Annotated in this window: 17 protein-coding genes and 1 other RNA gene; 1 reads left to right on the top strand and 17 read right to left on the bottom strand. The window is 38.5% G+C overall.

The window, feature by feature from the left end:
- Positions 1–113: 113 nt before the first annotated feature.
- From CFY84_RS00295 to CFY84_RS00265, 7 genes are all read right to left on the bottom strand, one after another.
- A complete protein-coding gene (locus CFY84_RS00295; protein ID WP_088822162.1) occupies positions 114–2,819 on the bottom strand; it encodes a beta strand repeat-containing protein in 2,706 nt (901 codons plus the stop codon).
- 200 nt (positions 2,820–3,019) lie between these two features.
- Complete coding sequence (locus CFY84_RS00290; RefSeq protein ID WP_088822161.1) at positions 3,020–3,517, bottom strand: hypothetical protein; 498 nt, start codon at positions 3,515–3,517, stop codon at positions 3,020–3,022.
- Positions 3,518–4,036: 519 nt separating this feature from the next.
- Positions 4,037–7,975 (bottom strand): prealbumin-like fold domain-containing protein, encoded by a 3,939-nt coding sequence (locus CFY84_RS00285; protein ID WP_228149566.1) that lies wholly within the window; start codon positions 7,973–7,975, stop codon positions 4,037–4,039.
- Between the two features lie 55 nt (positions 7,976–8,030).
- Complete coding sequence (locus CFY84_RS00280) at positions 8,031–10,664, bottom strand: hypothetical protein (protein WP_407640178.1); 2,634 nt, start codon at positions 10,662–10,664, stop codon at positions 8,031–8,033.
- A gap of 69 nt (positions 10,665–10,733) precedes the next feature.
- On the bottom strand, positions 10,734–13,394 hold the full coding sequence (locus CFY84_RS00275; protein ID WP_088823340.1) for an autotransporter outer membrane beta-barrel domain-containing protein: 2,661 nt from the start codon (positions 13,392–13,394) through the stop codon (positions 10,734–10,736).
- Positions 13,395–14,453: 1,059 nt separating this feature from the next.
- Complete coding sequence (locus tag CFY84_RS00270; RefSeq protein WP_088822158.1) at positions 14,454–14,738, bottom strand: type II toxin-antitoxin system RelE/ParE family toxin; 285 nt, start codon at positions 14,736–14,738, stop codon at positions 14,454–14,456.
- Positions 14,739–14,741: 3 nt separating this feature from the next.
- Positions 14,742–14,963 carry a TA system antitoxin ParD family protein gene (locus CFY84_RS00265; protein WP_088822157.1) on the bottom strand — a complete coding sequence of 74 codons (222 nt, stop codon included), beginning with the start codon at positions 14,961–14,963 and terminating at the stop codon, positions 14,742–14,744.
- An 809-nt stretch (positions 14,964–15,772) separates the two neighbouring features.
- Between CFY84_RS00265 and CFY84_RS00260 the strand changes: the two genes are divergently transcribed.
- Positions 15,773–16,357, top strand: a complete 585-nt coding sequence (locus tag CFY84_RS00260; protein ID WP_088822156.1) for a glutathione S-transferase family protein — start codon at positions 15,773–15,775, stop codon at positions 16,355–16,357.
- Positions 16,358–16,743: 386 nt separating this feature from the next.
- Here the strand turns inward: CFY84_RS00260 and CFY84_RS00255 are convergent, their stop codons facing one another.
- From CFY84_RS00255 to ssrA, 10 genes are all read right to left on the bottom strand, one after another.
- Positions 16,744–18,903: a DUF3987 domain-containing protein gene (locus CFY84_RS00255; RefSeq protein ID WP_088822155.1), complete on the bottom strand. Its 2,160-nt coding sequence runs from the start codon at positions 18,901–18,903 to the stop codon at positions 16,744–16,746.
- Complete coding sequence (locus CFY84_RS00250; RefSeq protein ID WP_088822154.1) at positions 18,900–19,196, bottom strand: hypothetical protein; 297 nt, start codon at positions 19,194–19,196, stop codon at positions 18,900–18,902. The genes CFY84_RS00255 and CFY84_RS00250 overlap by 4 nt, the downstream gene beginning before the upstream one ends.
- A 1-nt stretch (position 19,197) precedes the next feature.
- Complete coding sequence (locus tag CFY84_RS00245; RefSeq protein WP_088822153.1) at positions 19,198–19,488, bottom strand: hypothetical protein; 291 nt, start codon at positions 19,486–19,488, stop codon at positions 19,198–19,200.
- Positions 19,481–19,768 carry a hypothetical protein gene (locus CFY84_RS00240; protein WP_088823339.1) on the bottom strand — a complete coding sequence of 96 codons (288 nt, stop codon included), beginning with the start codon at positions 19,766–19,768 and terminating at the stop codon, positions 19,481–19,483. Before CFY84_RS00240 ends, CFY84_RS00245 begins: the two co-directional genes overlap by 8 nt.
- A gap of 443 nt (positions 19,769–20,211) precedes the next feature.
- On the bottom strand, positions 20,212–20,877 hold the full coding sequence (locus CFY84_RS11315) for a KilA-N domain-containing protein (RefSeq protein ID WP_228149565.1): 666 nt from the start codon (positions 20,875–20,877) through the stop codon (positions 20,212–20,214).
- On the bottom strand, positions 20,874–21,089 hold the full coding sequence (locus tag CFY84_RS00230) for a helix-turn-helix domain-containing protein (protein WP_088822152.1): 216 nt from the start codon (positions 21,087–21,089) through the stop codon (positions 20,874–20,876). Before CFY84_RS00230 ends, CFY84_RS11315 begins: the two co-directional genes overlap by 4 nt.
- Before the next feature lie 4 nt (positions 21,090–21,093).
- Positions 21,094–21,303, bottom strand: coding sequence for a helix-turn-helix transcriptional regulator (locus CFY84_RS00225; RefSeq protein ID WP_088822151.1), 210 nt, complete (start codon positions 21,301–21,303; stop codon positions 21,094–21,096).
- A gap of 235 nt (positions 21,304–21,538) precedes the next feature.
- Positions 21,539–22,324, bottom strand: a complete 786-nt coding sequence (locus tag CFY84_RS00220) for a hypothetical protein (protein WP_143218742.1) — start codon at positions 22,322–22,324, stop codon at positions 21,539–21,541.
- Positions 22,325–22,484: 160 nt separating this feature from the next.
- On the bottom strand, positions 22,485–23,711 hold the full coding sequence (locus CFY84_RS00215; protein WP_088822149.1) for a tyrosine-type recombinase/integrase: 1,227 nt from the start codon (positions 23,709–23,711) through the stop codon (positions 22,485–22,487).
- Positions 23,712–23,899: 188 nt separating this feature from the next.
- Positions 23,900–24,259, bottom strand: a transfer-messenger RNA (tmRNA) gene (gene ssrA / locus CFY84_RS00210).
- Positions 24,260–24,317 lie beyond the last annotated feature (58 nt).

The raw sequence follows: 24,317 nt of genomic DNA, 5'->3' as shown, positions 1-24,317 counted from the left end.
CTACCATTTAAGTCAATCGTCTAAATAAAGAATTGATGCAGACATTTGCCAAACATGCACAAATGTCCGCACATTAACCCATGCATACAGAGCAAAATTGCTCTTTATGCATGTTAATTATTTACTTTGATTACAAACTCTAAGGACGCATTTGAACTTGGTGACAGCGGTGTTTTTTCTGCTGAAATGGTTCCTGTTGAACCATCAGCCAACGCTGTTGTTGATGTGCTTAATGTTGCATTAGTTGCAATTGGTGATGCCCCACTGATCACTTTTAATGTGGTGTATGCAGGCGTTGCATCGCTAATGACCACATTTGTTACATTGGCATTGCCTTCGTTATAAGCCACAATTTTATAGCGAACACATTCACCTGGTTTTGCCGAAACTGTGTTTTGGGTATAGGTAGATGACTTTACCGCGCCAGTTGCACAATCTGCCAATACTTGTTCTTTCACTAAACGCACTTGACCGCTGGTCACTGTGGTCAAATCTGTATTTGCAAGATCAGCGACAGATTGACCACCGACAACCGTAGGTTTAATGGTCAATGTCACAGCACTGGTTACGCCTGCAGTTGCACTGCTTGGTGACTGAACTTTAATTAATAAATTCACTGATGCACCACGTGCAATACTGCCAGTCATTGCTGCAAGATCATTTCCTGTAACCAATTCATTGGCATCTGCCACAGTGTCATTGTTTAAATCGACAAACAAACTTGTGACCCAGCCATTTGCTGCTTGATCATTGGTTAATGTAAAGGGCAAGCTGCCTGATGTTGTACCTTCAACAATGTTACTGTTGTTGGTTAAAGTATGGGTATAAACCACTGTACCGCCTTGGGCAACCTGACCTGTACGGTCATTTTGAAGGCTAATTTTACGAACAGTATCTACAATCACACGGTCAGACATGACATCAGTTAAGCCTGTTGCAGGCGATGCCACTTTAAATAAGACTTCTTGGTTGCCTGCTGCTGCATTGGCAGGTGGTGTCACAAGAGCAACTAAGTTCACACTGCTACCGCTTGGAATATTACCTGTGTTGGTAATTGGTGCACCTGTTGCAGCACCTGTGCCATCTGCGATGTAGTATTGAACAGTCCAACCTTCTGGCAATGGTGTTGACGTCGATAAATTATAATTATCGCCAGTTGCGCCACTGTTTTTTACCACAAGTGGAAAACTGGTGGCTTGTCCAGGCTTTGTGGTCTTCGTGTCAATAAATTGACCAGTATCTTGACCTGATGCACCAGTTGTCGACCCTTTGCTGTCTGTACTGTCGCCATTAGACAAGTCAACTGTTGATGCAACGACTTGGCTAATTACCAATTTAATCGTATCTGTTGCTGCTGAATTACTGATTGGCGCAGCAGTTAAAACAGCATTAATTGGCGTACTTGGTGCAGGTGTTGGCGTAAAGTAGGTCGAAGGCAATGTCACCTTTGAAATAATTTGCGCTGTTGCACCGCTTGCAATTGGACCGGTATCTAAAACACCATCGCCATTGGTATCTGTTAATGGTGTAACACCATCTGCTTTAAAGAGTTCAACAATACTGCTTGGCGGTAAAGCATCTTTATTAATTGTAATATTATAAGCTTCGCTAACATTACCTGTATTGTGAATGACAATTGGCTCACCACTGTCACTAGTTACACCAAAACTTACAGGCGTACCTTGAGTGGTGGATCGGGTAATCACATCTGGCGTAGGTGTACTTGTGGTTTGACCATCAGCAAATGCATCTGTCAAGCTGTCATTTACAGTACCTTTTTTCACACTTAATACCGTAACATCATTCGAGTTAGATGATGTTTTACCTTCTGGACCTGAGCCATCAGGATCAACTTCTGCAACGTTGGTAATTTTACCTGCAGCAGCATTTTGATTGACTTGAACTTTAAATTTCAACACACCAGTACTGTTGGCTGCAACGCTTGATAAAACCAAAGTTGCTTTACCTGCTGTAAAGTTATATCCATCTGTGTCGGTATCAGCATCATTTAAAACAGTACCATTTAACGTTGCTGAACCTGCAATATAGGTTAAGCCGCTTGGTAAAATATCGGTAATGGTGACATTACTTGCTGTGGTATTACCAGTGTTTTGATAGGTTAAGCTATATTCTACTTCACGCGATGCTGTACTCGTTTGAGTTGCATCTAGATTTTGCACGCTTGCAGACTTCACTAAACTAATTACAGCACCATTGGTAATTTTCACCGTATCGACGTTCTTACCGCTGATGGTGTTGTCAAACGTACTGGTAGCAGATACAGTTAATTTACCCAAATCACCCGCTGCAACACTACTGCTTGCTGTTGTCGCTTGAATAATTAAATTGACCGATGCACCTGCAGCTAAATTCACACTGGTAATTGGTGTTTGACTGTCTGGAACACCATCTTTATTGGCATCAAGATAAACATTCAGACGACTAAAATCATAGTTGTCGGTTGAATTATCGCGACTGTCATTATTGGCAACAGCAACTGTAAAAGTATCTGTTCCATTCCCAGTATTGGTTAATGTATGCGACAGTGAGACTTGACCGTTTGCATTGGCAGTTTGTGTTTGATCAGACGCCAAAGTAAAACTTGCAACTTGTAAAACAGTGGTTGTCACCACGTTTGATGTCACTGTTTTATTTGAACCATTGCTGTCTGTATAACTTGCAGATGCAATGTTGCTGATATTTGTACCTGCGGTCGGTGCAGCGGCATGTGCCGTTGAAATAAATGCGACACCGCCGGCAAGCAAGGCCATTGAGGTTGCAAGTTTCGTCAACTTTAAACGTTGGATTTGATCAAACATTTGGAACTTTCCCCTATTGAAAGATTCAACATCAATGTAATTTAGTTAAATGACTGACAAGTTTTCTCTAAAGCCATGATTAAATGGCAAATTTTAAGTAATGTAATTTATTTCGGCCTAGTTTAGACCAAAAGAATGAAGGTATAAGAAAGCAAGCTAAAAGTGGTGCTGAATCATTTTTTAATTAAAAGTTATTCAGACTATTTAGTTGCATTTTTTTCACTGTTTACTCGAGTTTGAGCTGAAACAGTGACAGATTTCCCCATTGGTAGAGCAGCAATGGTCCAGCGTAAAGCACGATAATCTTTCAGTGCGACATCCACCCATTGACCACCTTCTTTACGTTTTAAAGGCATTGGGGCAAAATTCACACCATCTATGCTTGCTTTTACATTGTCGGGCTTCGATTTACCCAAAAATTGTGTTTCGACAGGAATAGGTAAGGTGGCGACTAAGTTTTTAATTTCACCTAATGTGTTATTGGTATATGTTGCACGATACTCAACCACATCATTCGGTTTAACGTTCGTCACAAGCTTTGTGGTTTGATTCCCATCAGCACCAACGTTAATCAGATATGTTTTGAGCTCAACTGAAACAGGATCTTTGGTGACTTTTGCTTCAGCAGCAACCGTCATTGCAAAAACTAGACCTGCAATCCCTAACACCCCTTGCATCAAATGTTTTTTTAAATGCATGTTTACTGCCCCCAATTCCCCAAAAAAGCACTTTGATATGCTCTAACACATCACTCAAATAATATACACATTGTATACATAACGCACACTATTTTATATATTTTTGTGAAAATTTTGTGTATTTTTACAAAAATATATTGCAATAAGCTATTTTTAAATAACTAAAATTAAAGCTTTTAAACCATTTGTTTAATAAACCTTAAAATAACATTAAATTAATCTTAAAAATAATTTAAAAAAACACTTTAATAAGAATAACTTTGCATTCAACTCAAAATGATTATTCACCAAAGGTTAAATTATGTAGAATTAAATTCTACTTTCAAAGTATTTATTATATTTTAAGTCATTATCGTACAAACTTTAGTCTAATAGATTAAATTTTAAACACTTGAGTTTAAAAATAATTGAATTGAGATTAAATATTGCACAAGAAACGTATATATTTAGATCAATTCTTAGCGTGATATACAATCAAGATCACCAAATTAAGTATTCATACCACCTAGTCAAGCACCTCTACTGCGCAACACAAAACCGTAGCGTGCCAGATGCAGTAGGGCTTAATAGTCCAGTTAAATTCCACGTCAGTGCTCCATCAGTACGACTGGTTGCACAGGTATTTCCACTAGGTGTAATGCTGCAACTCATACTTCCAAACGTTGTTCCCGTTGGCAATGTATCTTTAACTTTGACATTTTGCAGTTTCTTGCTGCTGTTGTTTTTATAAGTGATTTCATACTCTAAATTGTCTTTTTTAGCGGCTTGATTACTTATTGCAAAAACATTGGTATCTGATGATGTTGATGGACAGCTTGCAACAGCACGCACTTTTTTAGTTAAAGTTAAACCTGCACTGCCAATTAATGTGACATCTTGGCGTTTTAATGTTTGCCCTGAAATGGTTTGAGATGGATTACTCAATGCAAATTGATAACTCGCTTGTAACTCGCCAATATGTTTTGCACCTGCAGCCACATTTTTAGGTACAAACACACGCTGTACTAAACATAGCGCTGTATTTGGCAACAGCGAAATACTATTTGTCGCTGTTGGATTAAATACGCCCTCTCCTGCATCCACTTGCCCATTACAATTGCTATCTCGGTATACCAACGCTTGCCATGGCTGATCACTACTGCCACTTGGTTGCTGTGTTTGTGTTTGCATCATTTGAGTCAATTGAACAGGTGTTTGGGTGATTAAACGATGTGGATAATCCGTTACATCGCCTGCAACTGCTGTATGCTGACCATCTTCATTTAATACAACACTCAGATTTACATCACCAAAGTTATTTGCAATATAACTGGTTGCACTGGTTTTGGTCAGTGTAATGGTATCAGTTGAACGTGTATAACCTGTGGTACCACTGACCGAGGTATAATCAGGTAGATTTTGCTGCACAATACAAAATGATGCAGGCAATTGGTTTTGCTCAATCGAGAATACATAATCACCATTGGCACGTGTGATTGTAGATGCCAACTGCGTTGTACTACAGTTATTTAATACAATCGTGCTATTGGCAATACCAACTTCACCTGTATCTTGAACTGCATTATAGGCTTTGCTGGCATCAAGCGTTGTACCACTGTTATCTGCAAACACACGCCCTGTAATATCAATATAAATTAATTTAGTGTTGGTAAAAGTACAGGTTATATTTGCACCTTCTTTAATACGTTCTGCAGGAATGGTCAAAACTTGATTGGTGAGCGTCCAAAATGTCCCTGTATTACCAGTGGTTGTACTATTGGCATCTGTACAACTCACACCAGATAATACATATCCATCAAGCATGGTTTCGGTAATGGTGACATCTTTGCTTAATGCTTTTGCCCACAATTGTTGTGCAGAAATAACAGTGGTTCCTGCTGTTACAGTAGTCACCGTTTCAGTAGTGACATCTGTACTGTTGTTGACTAAATTATTCAGATTGTTATAACTAAACGTACCGACGCCATTAATTGAAGTTTTGGCAATTTTGATTTTTGCACCATCAATAATTTGAATATTTACAGGAATACCAACCACTGTTGCTTCATCGTATTTTGCAGTTGAACAGTCACCACTTAATGATAAGCCAATGGCACCATACCCCCCTGCTGAGCGCTCGCTATTATTATTATATGTATTTCGGTTTGCGATACGATATGTAATTCGATGATAACCTGGCTGTAAGGTCAACGTCGCTAACAGTGTATTACCACTATTATTATAATAGCTATCGATCCGACCAACTTCCACGCCATCGACTAAAATGTATCCACTGTCATCTAAACGTGTTTGAGCACTTCCCATACACACTTTTGCAGTTTGTGCACTCCCCACATAGACGCCTGTTGTATATTCCCATGCTCGGCGGTTATCACCAATAATATCGCCATTGCTTTGTGCATTGATGTAATTCAGTTGTACCGATGCATTGGCATCCGAACTCATATTGGTGATCACACGCTGAATCATTGCAGGTGCTGTTGTACTTGATGCAGCATACACTGAGTCATTGACAGCATTACCGCTTGTGACTAAATATCCACCTGTTGGACTGGCTTGAGTAATTGGCCATGCATTGGTGATTGTACTGCCTTCATCTGTGTACGACCCCACACTTGCTGTGCCGCCTGTACCTTCATAGCCCACCCAAAATGCACCGTTTTTACTGATTTCATTTTGCTGATTGGTTCCCCATACTTTATACAGTGTTTCTCCCACACCACTGCCTGGGTTAAACTCATCACTCGATACCCGAATACTCGCTTGTTGAGCAAGACCTAACGTCGATGTTGATGCTGTGCTATAACTCACAGACAACTGTTTGGTTGCACCATTTGCAAGGCTGCCCAAAGGACATGTCCAATTGCTACCACTTTGAGTACATGCAGCACCACCTACCACCCCAACAGATGCCACAGTTACCCCTGTGGCTGGTGCTGCAATATAAGTTGCAATTGTATTGGTTGCTGCATTTGGTCCTTCATTTTTAATATCAATTAATTGTGTCCCGATCCGACCACGCTCAATAACAGGCACATTCGGTGTGATATTAAATCGTGCTTCTAAAACAGTGGCATCGCCAGTAATCGTTGGATAGAGAACAACAGCAGTCACTGAGCTACTGTCATTACTAGTCACCAAGTCTGTGGATGAGGATTCAACACTGGCTGTATTTGTAATGTTACCTGCAGTCGCAGCTGTTGCTTGTATTGTAATAACACAAGTTGCATCAGCTGCTCCTGTAAATGTACCTTGCAGAACATTGCCAGATAGCGTGGGTGAACATGTTGTACCTGTCCCTGTGGTGGTCGCAGTACCTACAAGAGTGACATCTTTTAAACTTGATGGCAGAGTATCTGCAAACGGCGCTAAATAAACAGAGCCGCCCACAGTTGCATTTAGTGGCTTGTTATTGGTTATCAATAATTGATATTGCAGCACGGAATTTAATGGTACATCATTCAGCTGTGTAGTAACAAAATTTCCATTACTTCCAACACGTTGGCTTTTCACAATAGAAAGATCACTGTCGGCATCAATACTTGAAATGCCAAAGAAAAAGGCATCCGCGCTAGTGGTTGTATAATTTGCATTACTCCCACCATCCCCTCGCATATAAATGTCGAAAGTTAATGAGGTAATACCTTTCCCTTTTAAATAAACTGTACCACTTGCACCACCACTGGCACTCGATGCATTAATGGTGGATGCAGTATTCACAATATTCATACCATTGACTGCAAAATTTCGATTTCCTGCAATACGCTGCATGGTCACATTTGTATTACTTGCTGTCAGAGTAAATTCAGCACTTAAACCTAAACCTGTCCCAGCTGTTCCACCTAAACCACTGGCTTGTAATATTGGATTTGTCACTGGACGGTTAAATGAAATTTGTACAGTTCCAATTTTAACACGCGATGTACTTGCACCACTGACATTGACCAACGATTTAGCCAAAGCTAAAAAATTTACGCCTTGGTTAACAGCAGCATCAATACCGCCATTGGTACTTAGACAAGCAGCACCATCTGTGCCACTGCTACAATTGGCAGTGGCATTTTGTAATGACGCTGCAAACATGGTGCTTTCTGCACTACCAATTGCATTTAACCGTTGAAGAATATTTGCAGCAACCACGGTATTGCCACTTGTGGTTCCACCAAACATTAGTTCAGGCTTATTTGCTGTATTACCTTGACCTGAATATATCGCAGTGTTGTAGACAGAATTTGTGATGTTATAACTGACCGATGTCGTCGGTGTATAGGCTTCTGTTGTATTATCTGAAGGGTTATTTCGGTTGAGTAAAAAAGTCTGTGTTCCAGATGCATTGGTCGGCCCTTGCCCAGAACCAGAATTGGAAAATATTTCAAGTGTTGGCGGTGCTGCAAAGCTATTTTGTGTCAAGATTACAACACTTAAAACCACCACAACCCAAGAAATAATACGATTCATGATCCAAAATACTCGATGAAAATTGAAAATGAGGCCAACTGCTGTGGTGAACTTATTATTTCCCAACATAGCGCACCCCAAAAATAAAATCATAACTTTGATTGGCTGCAACACGACTCAACGTGCCTGATAACGTGCCTGGTGCACCAACATTTGGTGCTGTCGTAGCACTACATGCTGTACAAGTAGGTGCTTGAAACAACACCGTATATGCAGGAGTCATATCTCTAAAGTTAAATGCCTTTTCTAAACTTGTAGCACTACTATTGGTGAGCGTCACTTTATAGAATACGCACTGCCCTTGCCCATTATCTTGCTGTCCAATGGTCATTGCATTTGCGCTATATGCTTCATCTGCTGTGCCATCACAATTGAAGTCCCGCGCTTGCAATTTAGTGAGTTTGAGCTGTGTTTGATTAACTGACGTGACATCTATAATCGATGCAACCACTTGCCCTGTGCTTACATTGATGAGATTCACTTGAGTATTATTGGCTTGTGTTAAATTATTTGCTGCTAAGTTTTTGACTTGTAGTAATAGATTAACCTGCTCATAAGCTGCAAGTTTACCGTTGGGCAAATCAGTTAAATAACGTATATTAAAATCACCTGAATCAAATACTCCATTTGCATTCACATCATAAAATAGCGTGCTCTGAAATGCATTTTGGTCATTGGTTATCAGAAAACTATAGTTGCCTGCAAACTCACGGTCAGTGTTATTTTTAAGAATATGACGGTATACCACTGTACCTAAAGGTGCCACCTGACCACGTGCACTTGGCATCAATTCTACTTGCGCTACTGCATTCATACTTTGAATGGTAATCGCATTTTTAATTAAATCTTGGCTTGGATTACTGCTGTTATTTGTACTGACTAAACTGCTAGAAAAAGCTCTAAAGTAAATTGGTGTGGTGGTTGTAGTGGTTTGAGCACTGACTGCAACAACCGCACAAACCAACTGACTTTCACCATCATTTAAGTAGCGAGTTTTTCCGATCTCAGTCCCTAAAACACTACAATCTTTTGCATTTTGTGCAGTGTAAAAACGTACATTATTGACGCCATTTGGCAATGTTAAACGAGTAAAGTCAGTGGCCGCATTTGCACTGAGCAAATATTCTGTGGCTATCCCTGTATGTGTCACGCTTAAAGGAAAAACCACTTGCCCGCCTGCCACGGCACTTACCGTGGTGGTTGTGGTTAAAGTTTTCCATGCTGCACCTGCATTATCAACGTTACCATTGCCAACACCGTTATTTTCAGGACTATTGGCGATATCAACGAGTCGTGCTGTGGTTGTTGCACGTAAACTCCCCTGATCTTTAATGATACTTTTTTTAGACACATCAGCAATTGACTGTGCTTGAGGCGAAACTTCAAATGTTGTTTCTGTTGTCACCGCATAATTACTTGGTAAGCGGACTTTCACTACAATTGGAAACGGCGTATTTGCAGAAATAAATCCTGTATCAGGAATACCATCGGCATTGCTGTCTAATAAAGGGGTCACACCATCTGCACGATAAAACTCAATCTGACTTCCTGTTGGAAATGTATTTGCAGTCAATGTAAGGTTAAAACGGTCAGTTGTATTGCCTGTATTCCAAACATAGTTATTAAAAGTCAGCTCACCACCTTGCACAGCTTGAGTTGCCACCACTATTGTACTGTTGCTTACATCTGTCGCACTACCATTGATTTTAACCGCATAAATTGGTGCGATATTAACAACGGCTAAATTACTCAGATCAGAAATATTGACAGTGGATGTATTATTATCATGATCATACTGAGCATTAACAGTGTTATTGACAGCACCTGCTATAGACTTATTCACTTTAACTTTAAATTCAATATAACCACTGCTATTGGCAGCAACACTGCTTAAAGTTGCAGTCACTACATTAGATGCCACGCTGTAGTTAATACCTGTTGGGTCATTACTGCCTTCACTCGGATTAACAGTAACACCATTCCAATTCTCACCACTATTAGACTGATACACTAAACTTGAATCCAAAGTATCGGTTAGGGTGACAACACCTGTGGCAATACTACTTATGTTTTGATAGTCCACACGAACTGTCAATACATCACCATTTGCAGCAGTCGTTTGTGAGAATTTTTTGCGTACCACCAATGCAGATTGATTGGTGACAGTCGTGGTATCCACATTCAATTTGGTGCCTGATGCACTATTTGATGACGTGATATTTAAGCTCACTAGACCAGTTTGATTTAATGTTGCTGTACCAGGTACAGTCACCGACACAATCAAACCGACTGATTCGCCAGCGCTTAGAGGGTATGACGTAATCGCTGCGCCATCAGGCACACCATCATTATCTTTATCTAAAAATACTGCCAAATTGCTAAGATCATAACTGTCACCTGTATTATTTGTTAAGGCAAAGGTATATTGATCTACATCGTTACCCGTATTGGTTAAGGTATGGTTAAAGTATACCTTTTGACCTGCAACCACTGTCTTGGTTTGATTGGCTGTTAAATTGACTGAATATACCGGTAAAATTGTGGTTTGAACTAAGTTAGATCGACTAACTTGAACAACGCTTGACCCCTCTTCGCTATATTCACCAATAGCCATATTACTAATTACTTGCTGTGTTGATGCAGCCAAAGTAACCTGTTGCAGAATGACTAGCATCGCAAAAGCGGCCATTAGTATTCTTATTAGGGCACGCAACTGTTTTAATACACTCATCATTTTCATGTTTATGCTCTGCCCCAATTAAGGTGTAACTTGTATAGAAAAGTACAATATGGCTTGTTCTTGTGCTGCAAGTGCGCCAATATTTCCTGAAATTTGCCGGCCGCTCACTGCCACAGTCCCTTTACTCACAGACGGATTTAAGTTACTTCTTAAAATACTGTACGCAGGAACAACATCATTAATCACCACATTCGCAGCTTGTGTAGAACCTTCATTTTTAATGGTTAAACGATAAGTCACGCATTGATTGGGTTTAATCATCATTGCAGTGCTGCTATAAGTTGCAGTTGCAACATTGCTCAAGACGCAAGTTTCGTCTTTGCTTTGTTCTTTGGTTAAGCGAAGTTGTGTAGGGTCTACTGTGGTCAAATCTGTATTTTGTACAGTGGCAAGAGTTAAGCCTTGCACAGTGTTTTTTGCTGACACCACAATATTGGCAGTGCTAGACATGCCGTTAGTTGCGCTAGATGATGATTGAACTTTTAATAACAATTGCACAGACTGTTTAGGGTTTAGCCCACCTGTCACAAATAAATCTGTTGCAAGCGGGTCATTTTCATCTAAAACCCCATTGTGATTTGCATCAAAATATAATGCATAAGTAAATCCATCATTTACATTTTGCGGTGTAACTTTTAAGCTCACTTTCCCTGCGGCATCGCCCTCAATGACAGTGCCCATATTTTTTAATGTATGTAGATATACCACTGTGCCAGCAATATTTACTCGCCCTTGCTGATCATTTGCAAGAGTTAATTGGCGTACCGCAATATCTACCTGATCTTTAATACTGTCTGCTTGAGCATTCATCGGAGATTTTGCAGCAAACCAAAGTGGTAAATTGGCCAATGTCGTACTTTCAGGGATTGTCACCACAGCACAATATGACTTTGTGGCGCCTGCAGCCAAACTGCCTGTATTGGTCATTTCACCTTGTAAAGATTGGCATGCCGCATCTGCATGATAAAATTTAACCGTCCAATCTGCAGGAAGTGTTGTACTAATACTATTTACATCAATGCTTTCACTTGAGGCATATACATTATAATTATTTGCCGTTGAACTATTATTTTTAATAACCAAAGGGAAAATAGCTTGTGATCCTTTCGCTGCTGTTTTAATAAGCAACGCTTGACCACTAGCGCCTGCCACATTACCTACACCAGCACCTGAGTTGTTGCTGTTGTATAAATCACTCTCACCCACTGCCACAGTATTGATTAATCGGTCACGTGTGCTGTTTTTAATGCTTGTATCCGTAATAGAGCTTGCTGTGAGATCAATATCCATAACATTGCTTGATGTGCAATTTGATGGAAAATACAGGCCTAATTTAATTCTTTTAACAGCACCTGAAGCTAAGCCGCCCGTATCCAACATGCCATCACCATTGGTATCTGTCAGTAATGTTCGCCCATCTGCATGATATAAACGGACGACAGCACAACTTGGCACATTGCTTTGTAAAAACGTTAAATTATAAGTGTCTGTGGCTTGTCCTGTGTTCCAAATATAATTATCAAATTGAATTTCTTTGGCCACACCACCAAAGGTATTATTTAAACTTTGTAAATTACTTGAACCTGTATTGGGTTCACCATCATCATTTGCACTACTTGCATTTGAATTAAGTACAACACCTAAAGTTTGTTCTACATTAAAAATTACTGTATTAGTGAGTGTATTTTTAGTCACAGTATTGGCTGTATTATATTGTTGATAACTCAGCGTATTTGATATTTTTTGTGCTGCATTGGCATTTACAAGGACTTTAAAGCTAATGCTACCTTGTGTTAAGGGAGCAATACTTTCAAGCTCAAAATCAATTTTTCCATTACTTGCTTTATATTTTAATCCTGTATTGGCACCTGTTTCTGTATCATCTGCATCAGTCAATGCACCTGAACCATTACTCCAACGACCACTACTCGCTTGATAAGTCAAATCTGTTGCTAAGGTATCACTAAGTACCAATCGAGCTGCTGCAGTTCCTGTGTTGTTATAATTAAATGTATAGGTGATTTCAGTGCCTGTTTTACCTGTGCTCACACTTTGTGCTTTGGTCACTTGAATCACTGCATCATCAACGACTTTAACCGTATCACTGACGGTCATGGCAATATTTGTATTGTGTTGACTTGTTGCTGTTAAGGTAAAGTTGGCAATATTATTTTCAGACAAGTTGGTTGGGATCCCACCAACGACAATTAAAGATGCAAATTCATCTGCTGCTAAGCGAAAGCTACTTGTCTCACTGAGTAAATTATTATTGTCATCAGGCTCGCCGTTTTGATCACGGTCAATATAAACAGCGATATTTTCTAAATTAAATTGATCATTTGTAAGCTGCGTTAAGCTCAGCTTATAGTCATCTGCAATATTCCCTGTATTCATTAACACATGGGGAAAGCTGACTTTACTCCCAATGGTACCAATATTTTGTTGATTGCTTTGTAAGCTCAGCGCATAAATTGGCTGTACTGTGAGTACCACTGCATTTGAATTAATAACTTGTAAATTGCCTTGCTCATCATAAAAATCGCCACTTGCAATATTGGTAATGCTGCTGCCGGCTTTAGGCTGTGCAAAAGCGAATGCACTATAAGAACTGATCAATATGCCCATTAAAGCTATGAATGTTGTCCGCAAAACAGCATTTTTCCCCACAATGGCGATCATTTTTTTACCCTTAAAAAACGCAATCATCATTATTTGATTGCAAACTTAAAAAATACAAAAATTACAAAAAAAATTACCTTCAATTTACATATTAAATAAATCTGTAAAATAGAACAAGGCAAGTGATCAAAATTAAGACAAAGAATTGTATTCCATGATGTAGAAAGCTTATCAAAGTAAGCATTTTTAATTCTTTAACCCATATCAATGGAATATCATTTTTATAAATTCAAACAAATAAAAAAGCCTTAATCTATGAAAGATTAAGGCTTTTTTATCAGTCGATGGCGACAATTGAACTCAACAAGTAAATTGCTGTTTTACATAGATATAGTTAATAGCTATTTTTCAAGGGATACATATGGGGATACAAAAAAGTCATTGCTGTAAATTTGTACAGCATTAATTACCCTAATTATCTTTGAGTTTAACTTCCATATTCTCTCCCAAACTCAGCAAGCACACCTGTAACCCTTATATATGAGATTGGCTCATTTTGAGCTATTCGATTGGTTCACTTTGAATAGGTGCAGTAATTCCGCATTTCAAATGCTACCCCATGGCAACAATCACTCTTTACATGATGGTTGTTTTGATTGGCTAACTAGTGAATGACGTTCACTAGTAGGTGAATGTCGTTCACTACCCGAAAAGTGTAGTAAAAAGTAGTAAGTCATAGTGGGGTATCGTTTTTAACAACATCCCTATATTTTGGTAAATACCCTCGCGCGCGTAGTTGTTGCGAAACTCTTATTTATAGGTCTTGGTCTGATTTAGAATCTAATCAAAAAGAACGGCAATTTTTTATAAAAAGAACCCCAAGATTACCCCAAGGTTTAACGAGGTTATAGGACGGTAAGATTACGGTAAGGTTTGATTGTTTTGCTTTACGTAGCTATACGGATTGAAAAGTAAAAATAGCCCTGTAAGCCTTATATATCATGGTTTATACGTGAATTATAAATTAAGGGCTGTAAAGCAAAAAAAAGGGGCATATCCAAAGTTGGATAACCCTTATCACACTGATAAGTAAGCAAAGCGCAAAAGTGCGTTTTGTGTCTAATGCTTCTTTAAATCCCTGTAAAAATTCTCATGGCTACCTAGTTTCAATAAATAAAGGGTTATTACTGTATTGTCTGCTTCATCAACTGAATAAGCCAATAATACTGGTTTCTTATTCATCTTGAATTTATAAACACTCACACCCAGTAAGTCGCCCTTTTTGCTTTCCCCTATATCGGGATTATCACAAATATCTTTAACTGCTTGGTCTAGGTCTTTTTTGTCTTGCTTAGTGATTTTCTTAACTGCACGTTCAAATAATGGGGTTTGTCTAATATCCATGAATCAACCAAACTTATATGGTGTAGTCATGCCTGCTTTAGCCTGTGCCATACCTAGCAATATCTCGGTTATATCCTCATAGGTTAAGTCTGGGTTATCTTGTGCAATCTTTCCAATTCTTGCCCAGTGAGCTACTTGTTTAGCTGTACTTCTACTCTCTGCCTCGCCGTATGCTTTGGCATCGGCTAGTATTTCGTTATCAATTTTTACTGCTGTTAAAGCCATTGTTATACCCTCATAAGTTTGAGTATAAATTATAATCAACAGTGCAACCAAAGACAACCATATACAACCAATATAAATATTATTGTCATGTCGATAAAACCGTAAAATATCGACATGAGGGGTATAACGTGTCGATAAAAATGTAAAATATAAACATGAATAAGGCTTATATATTCCAGTAGAACCTTTTACCTTTGACGATCTAACGAAACATGACAAAACCTGACTTTTAAAAGTTCGCTCGTTATTTATGACTAATGAGAACAACCCTTTATTAGAACCCCACAAAACCCAACATTAGAACCTCACAAAACCTCACCTTTGGACTTGATAAAACTTGAAATCAAAACTGAAGTTTTCAGAAGTACCAACTTGTCAAAACTTGACATTTTGAAGTGTCAAAACCTGAGAAAACCTGAACTTTAAAATGGGGGTATGGTGATTTCTACTATACCTATACCGACTTTTTGAACACGTTAGAAAGGCAATTTCTTGCTAGACGTAGCTAGAAAGCAATAAGTATAAAATGCCCTATATCCCTTACTAGATAAGCATTAAAGCCGTATTGTTATAACACTGCTGTCTATTTTGTTTGACGTAGTATGACAAAGCGAGGGGTATAAAAAACGCTGTAAGCCTTATATATAGGTACTTTGAGTAAGCTATAAGAATATATCTTGTCAAACAAGATTTAGGTTCATGGACACTTATAGAAATACCATTAAAATTAAAGATCAAATATTAACCATGAGATTTAGTGCTATATTCTTAAATCTTCTTATTATTTAAATACAGGCTAATTATCAAATATGGAAATTTATGTTGGCACATTGTCTACTTGGTCTATAAGAGCTTTAATTTGTTTAAAATTAGCTAATATAAAATATCAAGTACATTTAATAGATCTAAACAGCCCTAATAAAGCATTTTACTTAAAGAAAAACCCTTATACAGGACTAGTACCATTCCTTATAGATGAAGATATCTTTGTTTATGATTCTTTATCTATTTTCGAGTATGTTCAAGAACTAAAAGGCTGTTTACTACCTTTATCTATCAAGGATAAAGCTATAGCTCGTAGCCTCTGTGCTGAAATGCACTCAGGTTTTTTCAATCTAAGAAAATCATGTCCATATACTTTAGAGAAAAAAGATACTATTAATATCTCCGAAGAATTAGATATAGAAATTCAAAGGATAAATCAAATATTTGAATCTGCACAAAAACCTTTTATGTTTAACCAACCCTCAGCTGTAGATGCTTTTTATAGTGTATTAGCCTTTAGGTTATTGAGTTATGGAATAAAGCTTTCTGATAAGGCAACCATTTACCAAAACCACTTATTAAACTGGCATATATTCAAAGAAGCTCAAGAAGAAATAAATCAGTTATAAAAAATAGTCTAGCTTAAAATAGTATGGTGCTTTGCTAGTTATATCCCTAGCAAAACGCCATGACTAAACATGACTTTTAAATGATACTGGTGTTAGAACCTCATAAAACTAGGGAAAACTAGATATTTAAAAGCCCCATACATGATGAGGCTATTTTTTGAATCTCTTTTTATATACTTTTCTTTAGAAATCTGACTAAGTGACTAAACAACCATTTAAACCCTTAATATATAAGGCTTTCAAGCATAGTCATATAGTTTTTAGTCACCGACTAAACGACTAAATCAAACCAATATTATCAATCTAATTTAGTCACTTAGTCATGGCATAGTCAGTGACTATGTAAGACTAAACCATTAAATAACAATTACTTAATAACAACTTAGTCATTTAGTCACTTTTTCTAGTAAAAAAGGGTTTAATACAACTAATCGCTTCTTAGTCACTAGATCAACACGGATATAATTAGAATCTTCTAATTGTTGTATAACCATTTCCAGTAGCTTACTGTTTTTCTGCATTGGTCTTGGGCATGATGTTTGAATATATGAGTAAGCAAGTTTATCTACATTTTGTTGCTTACTTTTCTTAATGAGCCACTGTATTAAACGCTGTGCATCACTCTCCTCTTTCGATTCAATATCTGCATATCTCGCCCATTCACCCAATGAATGACGTACTACATCACAAGCCCCTTGTAAGGTCTTAGCATCTATCTTTTCTAAACCCTCAAAGTAAGCGAACACGGTAGCCAAACGTCTAGCAAGCTGACTTGCCCGACTTGCAAATGCTTGGAGATATTCATAGCGTTCACCCTTAGCTTGTAATCGCTCTATTTCGTTGTAGAACGCAAGATCAATCTGTTTAGCGTCATTATCCATGTACAACACATAACGCCCATCATCGCCCTTTTCTATGTCTTGTGGCATAGGTGTAGCATTGAGTAGATACTCGCACCGATACCAGTAAGCAATTAAGCGTTGATCTAGGCTTGCATTGGTGGCTTGCTTATCTGCTGTTTGTAGACGTGTCCCTGCTAGGTTTTCAGGGATAGTTAATATAAAACGTGGTAAGAAGCCTTGTCCTCTTAGCACTGGGTCTTTCAGTGCATCGGATAAAACCTCATGTTGTCCCTGCAGATTGAATGTAAGCCGTACATCATAAGCCCGACCACTACCATTAAGGTTCGACTTAGACCGTGTACGTTCCACCGAACCATCATCAAATAGCTTCGCATAGCCTCCTAGTGCATGATTTCGGGTATCTGACTTCATGGTGTTACCGCCAAAGAATTGCCCTGCTTCATCACTGGATATGGACGCATCACTAATCACACCATCAACATATAGCCCTGCTATGGCTTCGAGTGTAATATCGCTATATCTACTAATCGGGTCGCTTGGTGGTGGGCTTTCTTTTAAGAATATTTCCTTTTCTTTGCGTTCAAGCCCTGCCAGTAAGGTTTTATGTTGTTCTACCTCTTTACGGTATTCCTCATATTGCTCTCTTTCATGCTGAATAATGGCTCTATCTGCCATATCTCGGCTTGTACTCTTACGGCTTCCACTTTGCCCCTCAGTCAGTAAGAACAATCCGCATGGTTCGCCCTGTGTCTTAAATGGGTGAGGTGCATTTACTCTTGCTTGTGCAATATGCGACATTGCTCCAATAACGCATTGGGCAGTCATGGCAATAGGGGCTTGTACATGCTCGGCTATAGCTTGTATTGCCTGTCTTGCTAGATTGGGTAATGAGTTAATCGGATACGGCGTACTTTCCACTGTATTTGACGGATTAAGGGGTATTAACTCGCCCCACTCATTACTCAATGGATCTGTTTTGGGTAAGGCTCTAATCGCTTCATCAAGAAACGCTTTAACCTCTGCATGGTCATTATCACCACTCAGCTCAGTTAAAAACTTACTATCACCCACTTGCATGTACTGATTTAACAACCTTAACGGTGTGTTTTGCTCTAGCTGCACATATTCATCAGCTTTAATATGTTCGGGGCGTGTAGGCATGTATAACGCCGTATAACCTGCATTGCTCAGTTGATTTACCACATATTCAACTTGTTTAAAGTCGTATGTGTTTAGTGGCTTATGCTCAAGCGGTTTACATACATCAGGCAATAACACCAATGCAACGGCGTACCCAGTAGAGGCAACTTTAAAGAACGCTTCTAAGTGGTGAGTAATAATAATCGGTTGATCTTTTATCATCTCACCAAAGTAGGCAAAGCCTTTTGCCATACCGCCATCAGGGTAAATATATACAGATTTATCAAAACTCAAAATTGAGGTTTGTATGTGCTGTAATGAACCATTCACAATGGGCAATAACAAAGGGTCTATATACTGTTGATTGCCTATAGTTACTTCGCCAACATCAACATAGATCGGCTGTTCAGGACTGCCGAAACATACAATTAAATCATGTGTTAAATATTGGTTACTTTGTGGCTTTAATACCTGTGCATCGGTTATAATTTCTAACGGTGATTTAGGGTTGCCACTTGCCGTAGGGGCTTCATGTTTACTCATGCTTGCCCCTCACTATCTTCTTCAATTTCAGCCGTATATTTTGCTATTTCCTTATCAAATATATTTTTGAAATCCTCCGCTAAATACTCGAAAATCTCGGCTTTCTTCTCCAAAATAGAAAACTTATATTGATTGTTTGAATCGCGGTTTGTTAACTCTGCTTTAACGCTTAATATCTCTTTGCGAATATCTGCCAAGCCTGTGCTTAACCAGTCGATCTGCTCATGTACCAATGTCGCAAGATCAGTCATATCAATGCAGTCATATTTAGGGGCAATGCTTAATTTCTTCATGTTAGATGCTCCATTTTGTTGGGGCATCATGCTCTAAATCATACTTATCTTCTAAATCTTGATAATGCTCAGAACGTCCCTCAACCATGTACTCGTAGATAGATAAGACACTCTCTAGCTGTATAAAGTACATCTCATTTTCAGGTGACACACGACCTTTTAACTCAGTAATGCGTATTTGAATATCGTGGATTGCTGTACGGAATAAATCTAAATATTTATTGAAACAAGCGTGAATGTCAGCAAGGTCTAAAGCTGTATATTGTTTTGTATTCGTGTTTTGTTTAGGCATGAGTATGCACTCCTGTTGATATAGGAGCTTTACCATTTACGACCAAGTAAGGGTGGCAAAGCTGAAAAGGGTTGGTCGACAGGCTCAACAGGTTACCTGCACATATAAATATGTCCCTCTCCAGCCTCGCCATAACATGCGAACGCATAGAGATATTACGCACAAAAAAAGCCCTTGCGGACTGTACGCCTGTTGAAAACTTATAGCCGACCAAAGCTAACCTTGAGATTTTGCTCAAAGCAAAGCTAGGATAATTATTTAATCTATCTTTTGCAATCACCTTTTTATCTTTTAGCTTGTTTGGTTTATCCACCAATGACGTAAATTCACTACGATATTTTCGTAGTAAGGTGTTAAGAAATGATAAGGTTTGATCTACCTTAGGCACTTCCTCAATTTGAGGAAACGTCTGTAAGTGGTTGATTGTTTCGATTTCCCCCATTGGGGTAAAAGGCATAATCACACTGTGTATATGTTGTCTGATGTTTACATTATTTACGTGTTGTTCGTCCGCCGTTGGTGGTTGAAGCATGTCCTCAGTTTGAGGTTGTACCTTTACGTCATTTTTGACGATAACCTCACCTGTCAGGTGGTGGCTCAGGTACGCCGTGAACGCACTTTTGCGTTTACCTGTATTATCAATGCTATAGGTATGGTAGAAATCACCACACCCTAGTAATGCTTTGTTTTTGATGGTTAATCCAAAGTTGGTTTTAGTCATGTTTAAGCCTCCATGCTTGCATACGTGATGCTTTGAGTAGGCTTGTGCATAACCTGTTGGGTATGTTCCTGTAATGCTGTTTTACGCTCCTCATAGGTACATTTTGATGCAATCAATATCAGGTCTTGTACCTCAAGGCTTGCTAGTAGGTCTAAGTCCTCATAGCTCAGGCTATCTCTGTCTAATCCTTTAAACTCACCATTCAAAGCCCAGTTAATAAGCCGTGCTTCATTCATAAAATGATACCGTTTCACCTCTTTACCCTGTTGTTCTAGGGTGTTTTTAAGTACAGCAGTCAATACTTTAAAGGTTGAAGCTGTTTGATGACGTAACCGCTTCTTATCTAATACCGGGTGTTTACCTCGTAATAATTGATCTATTTGTTCATCACACCAAATAGCAAAGTCTATATCTAGCCATTGAGCGAAACGTACTGCTAATTTTGGGTGTAGCCATGTACCGCCATTATTTCCGCGTCTAGTTTTCAAATACGGGATTTTCCCGTATTTGCGTTCAAGTGCTTCTAAGTATTTTTGGGTTTCAGGTAATCGTACCCATTCATGTACTTGCTTGTTATATCGGCTTGCGACCAATGTAGCGTTAAACCACCCATCTTCATTAAATTGGCAATCTACGCCATGATATTGAGAAATGATTAATCCTTTCATGCTTGCACCTCTACCAATTCATAACGTGCATGAGTGCCTTTGTTATTTAGGTTAGGCTCTGCATGTGTAACGATGTTATAGCCTTGCTTGCGTAGTCGATCTATAACAGCACTTAGGCGGTAACAGTCGTAATAGCAAATAGCCTCAGCTTGGGTTATGGTCTTACCGTCTTTGAAGTGGGTTAATACGGCAGTTTGATGTGTCTTGGTCATGGGGTTATGCCTCCACACCAGTAGCTTTTTCTTTTTGTGCGTTATGCCATGCTAATAGATCGGCATAATCGTAATAGACCGGTGCTTGTCGTGTACTACCAAATTTGTAGCACTTCGGGAATGATGGGTCTTTTTTTGGTAAATCTCGCAAGGTACTGCGAGTAATGCCTAGCAAGTGGCATGCTTGATTATATGTAATTCTTAAAGGTTGCATTTCTATAGCTCCATACGTTTAGGTATGGATATATAAGAACAAATTAGAACAATGAAAAAAATGTTATTTTAATCTTTAAATATATGATTTTTATCGTTAAAAAAACTAGAAACTGTCGTTAAAATATCTTTTTTAGTAATAGAGATAGTATTTTAATTGTCTAAAATACTATTTTGGTCGGTCTGATTAGTATTTAGTTTTAATAAGCCATCTTTTCCAAGTCAAAATAGTATTTTTAGTGTGGATTTATAATATCTTCCATTAATTCTTTTGCCACTTTTTTTGACTTACTTCTTGTGTGAATTAAATAAGAAAAATGCTTAACATTAGTGTCAGTAGCTGGGTAACCATAATCACTTCCGTACTCCTCCAAACAATCGGTTATTCGTTTTTCTTTTGTTGGCTGATGATCAAATTTTTCTAAATGTAATAAGTCATAAGTAACCCTAAGTAAACATGCAAGTCTTTTGTTATACATAAGAGGCTTTTGAGGGTCTAAAAGATCAATATGACGAATATTGTGTTTTTGTTTTACAGGCTGATCTATAAATTTTTTATTTGAAATAGAAACATATTGTTCTCTTAGAGTAATGCATTGATTTTTATAAAAATTATCATCTGTATCATGGCAAATTGTGGATATATATGCCTCACTTCTTTTTATTTCACTATCAGGTATAGCAAAACCCACTCTCTTTAAATCGATTAACAATTGCCACCGTGAAAAGCCCAAGATATCCATATCACATATGTCATCACTATCAACACCATCTGCAAGTAATTCTATGGTTTTTAGAGGTGATAGAAACTGAGCATTATTAATAAGTTCGTATTCCTTTAAATCATATTCATTTTGAAAAACTAGAGATTTTGAACGTAATAGAATACTTTTATTATGCATTAACCATTTTGCTATAACTTGTGGGCTAGAATTATCAATATTAGTAAGCAACTCTAGTAAGTCATAAATACTAATAAACTGCTGTTTTAAGCTGTTTAAATCATTTTCACACTTACTCAAACTCAATACCTCCCACAGCACCCAAAGAAAATAAGTTAAGCCAATACACTTGGGTAGTGTACTTTCGCCCCGTCAGGCTAGACTTAACGCTCTAATAATAACCCATATTCACCTATAAATGCCCATATAAAACCAATTAGGGCGATAAGTTATATCGCCGTTATGCTTTTTTAAATTGAATTACGCTATCGTCTGCAAGTTCTTCTAAATAGTTGGCATACCATTGCATTAAGGTCTTTCTGTCCTCTATGTACTGGGCTTTGTTATATACCCCTGCCACGCCGTCTTTAACGTGTGCTAGGGCTGATTCCACATGACGCTCGTCAAAACCTTTATTGTTTAATATGGTACTGGCAATATGTCTAAATCCGTGTGGTGTTTGTCTGCCCTCATACCCTAAACGCCGTAGTGCCATAATAAATACGGTGTCTGACTTGGGCTTATGGTTATTAGATCGGCTAGGAAATAAATAGTCTGAATGACCACTCAAAGGCTTTAACTCTGCCAGTAGCTCAATGGCTTGTGTAGGTAATGGGATAATATGCTCACGGCGTTTCTTCATACGCTCTTGAGGTATCGTCCATATTGCTTGGACTAGATCAAACTCACCCCACTGGGCTTGTCTTAACTCACTTGGTCGGCAAAACAACATAGCTAACAGCTTTAAACCTATTTTCATGTCAGGCGTTGGGTAGTTATCTATGGCTCTGAGTAATATTGGTAATTCTTGTTCGCTCACATGAGCCATGTTTTCTTTTTTACCTTGCTCTAGGTATTTGTGTAAGCCCTCTAGTGGGTTGTAATCAATACGTCCAGTCACTTTGCCATAGTCGTATATATCCCTGCACATAGAACGCATACGGTTTACTTGCTCAAATATCTGTTGTTGTTGCTGAATACGTTTTAAATGCTCTAACCACTCAATAGGGCGTATAGATGCAAATAGCCGTTTACCAAAGGTCGGAAATATATGTTTTTCTAATGCTCCCCTATTACGGGTCATTGTGGCATCTACCCACTTACCTTGTTTTGTGGTGAGCCATTCTTTCGCTAAGGCTTCAAATGTCGCCGTATTTTCTTCTAATTCTTTTCTTTTACGCTGTTGCTTGGTAATGACTGGGTTTTCGCCCTTGCCTATGTCTACCATAAAGTCTTGGGCTTTCTTCCTTGCAAGCTGTCCGCCTATTTCAGGGTAGCCACCAATACCTAGCCACGACCACTTACCACATGGTTTTTTATATCTAAGTTGCCATGACTTGTTGCCGTCTTTCTTAACTCTAAAGTACAGCCCATTACCGTCTAACTCTCTATATTCCTTATCCTCAGGCTCAAGACTTGCTAAGGCAGTATCCGACAACGGACGACGTTTTATATCTGACCTTTTCATTTTCTTGTATCCCTACGGTTTCAATAAATATGAAAGGATACACGTAGGGATACATGCTAAGCAATACTATATAACGCTATATAAACCCATATAACACTATGTTTAGGCATAAAAAAAACCTCAATCCGTTAAGAATCAAGGCTTTATAACTTACATTTTTCATATTAGAGCATATAAGTTTAAGTATATGGTGGAGATGGCGGGAGTTGAACCCGCGTCCGCCAGCACTACGCTCGAGAATACTACATGCTTAGATATCGTCTATTGTTTTAACACTGAAAGACCCGACGAACAGGGTTTAAAGCGCGATCCTCTTAATTTAGTACAAAACCCCGAGGCTTGGTTTTATACGGACTTGTGTGCGTGCGCTTCGATCGGACTGTTAGACCACAAGTAAACTAACGGTCGGACAAACTGCCCTTAGGCAGCTAGAGCGTAAGATTTGTCGTTTGCGACTAAAAAAATGCAAATTTTATTTACGAGAGAAAATGCGCTCTCGGCATGCATCTATAAGTTTCATTACCAGCGTCGAAGCCAATAACATCCCCTTGATGTTTTGTTACTATAACATAGATTTAGCATTTTGCTATGCTTTGTAGTCATCTA

Source organism: Acinetobacter apis (assembly GCF_900197575.1).
Lineage (GTDB): Bacteria > Pseudomonadota > Gammaproteobacteria > Pseudomonadales > Moraxellaceae > Acinetobacter > Acinetobacter apis.
Note: the sequence above shows the minus strand (reverse complement) of the source record. Positions and strands in the feature narration are given on the sequence as shown.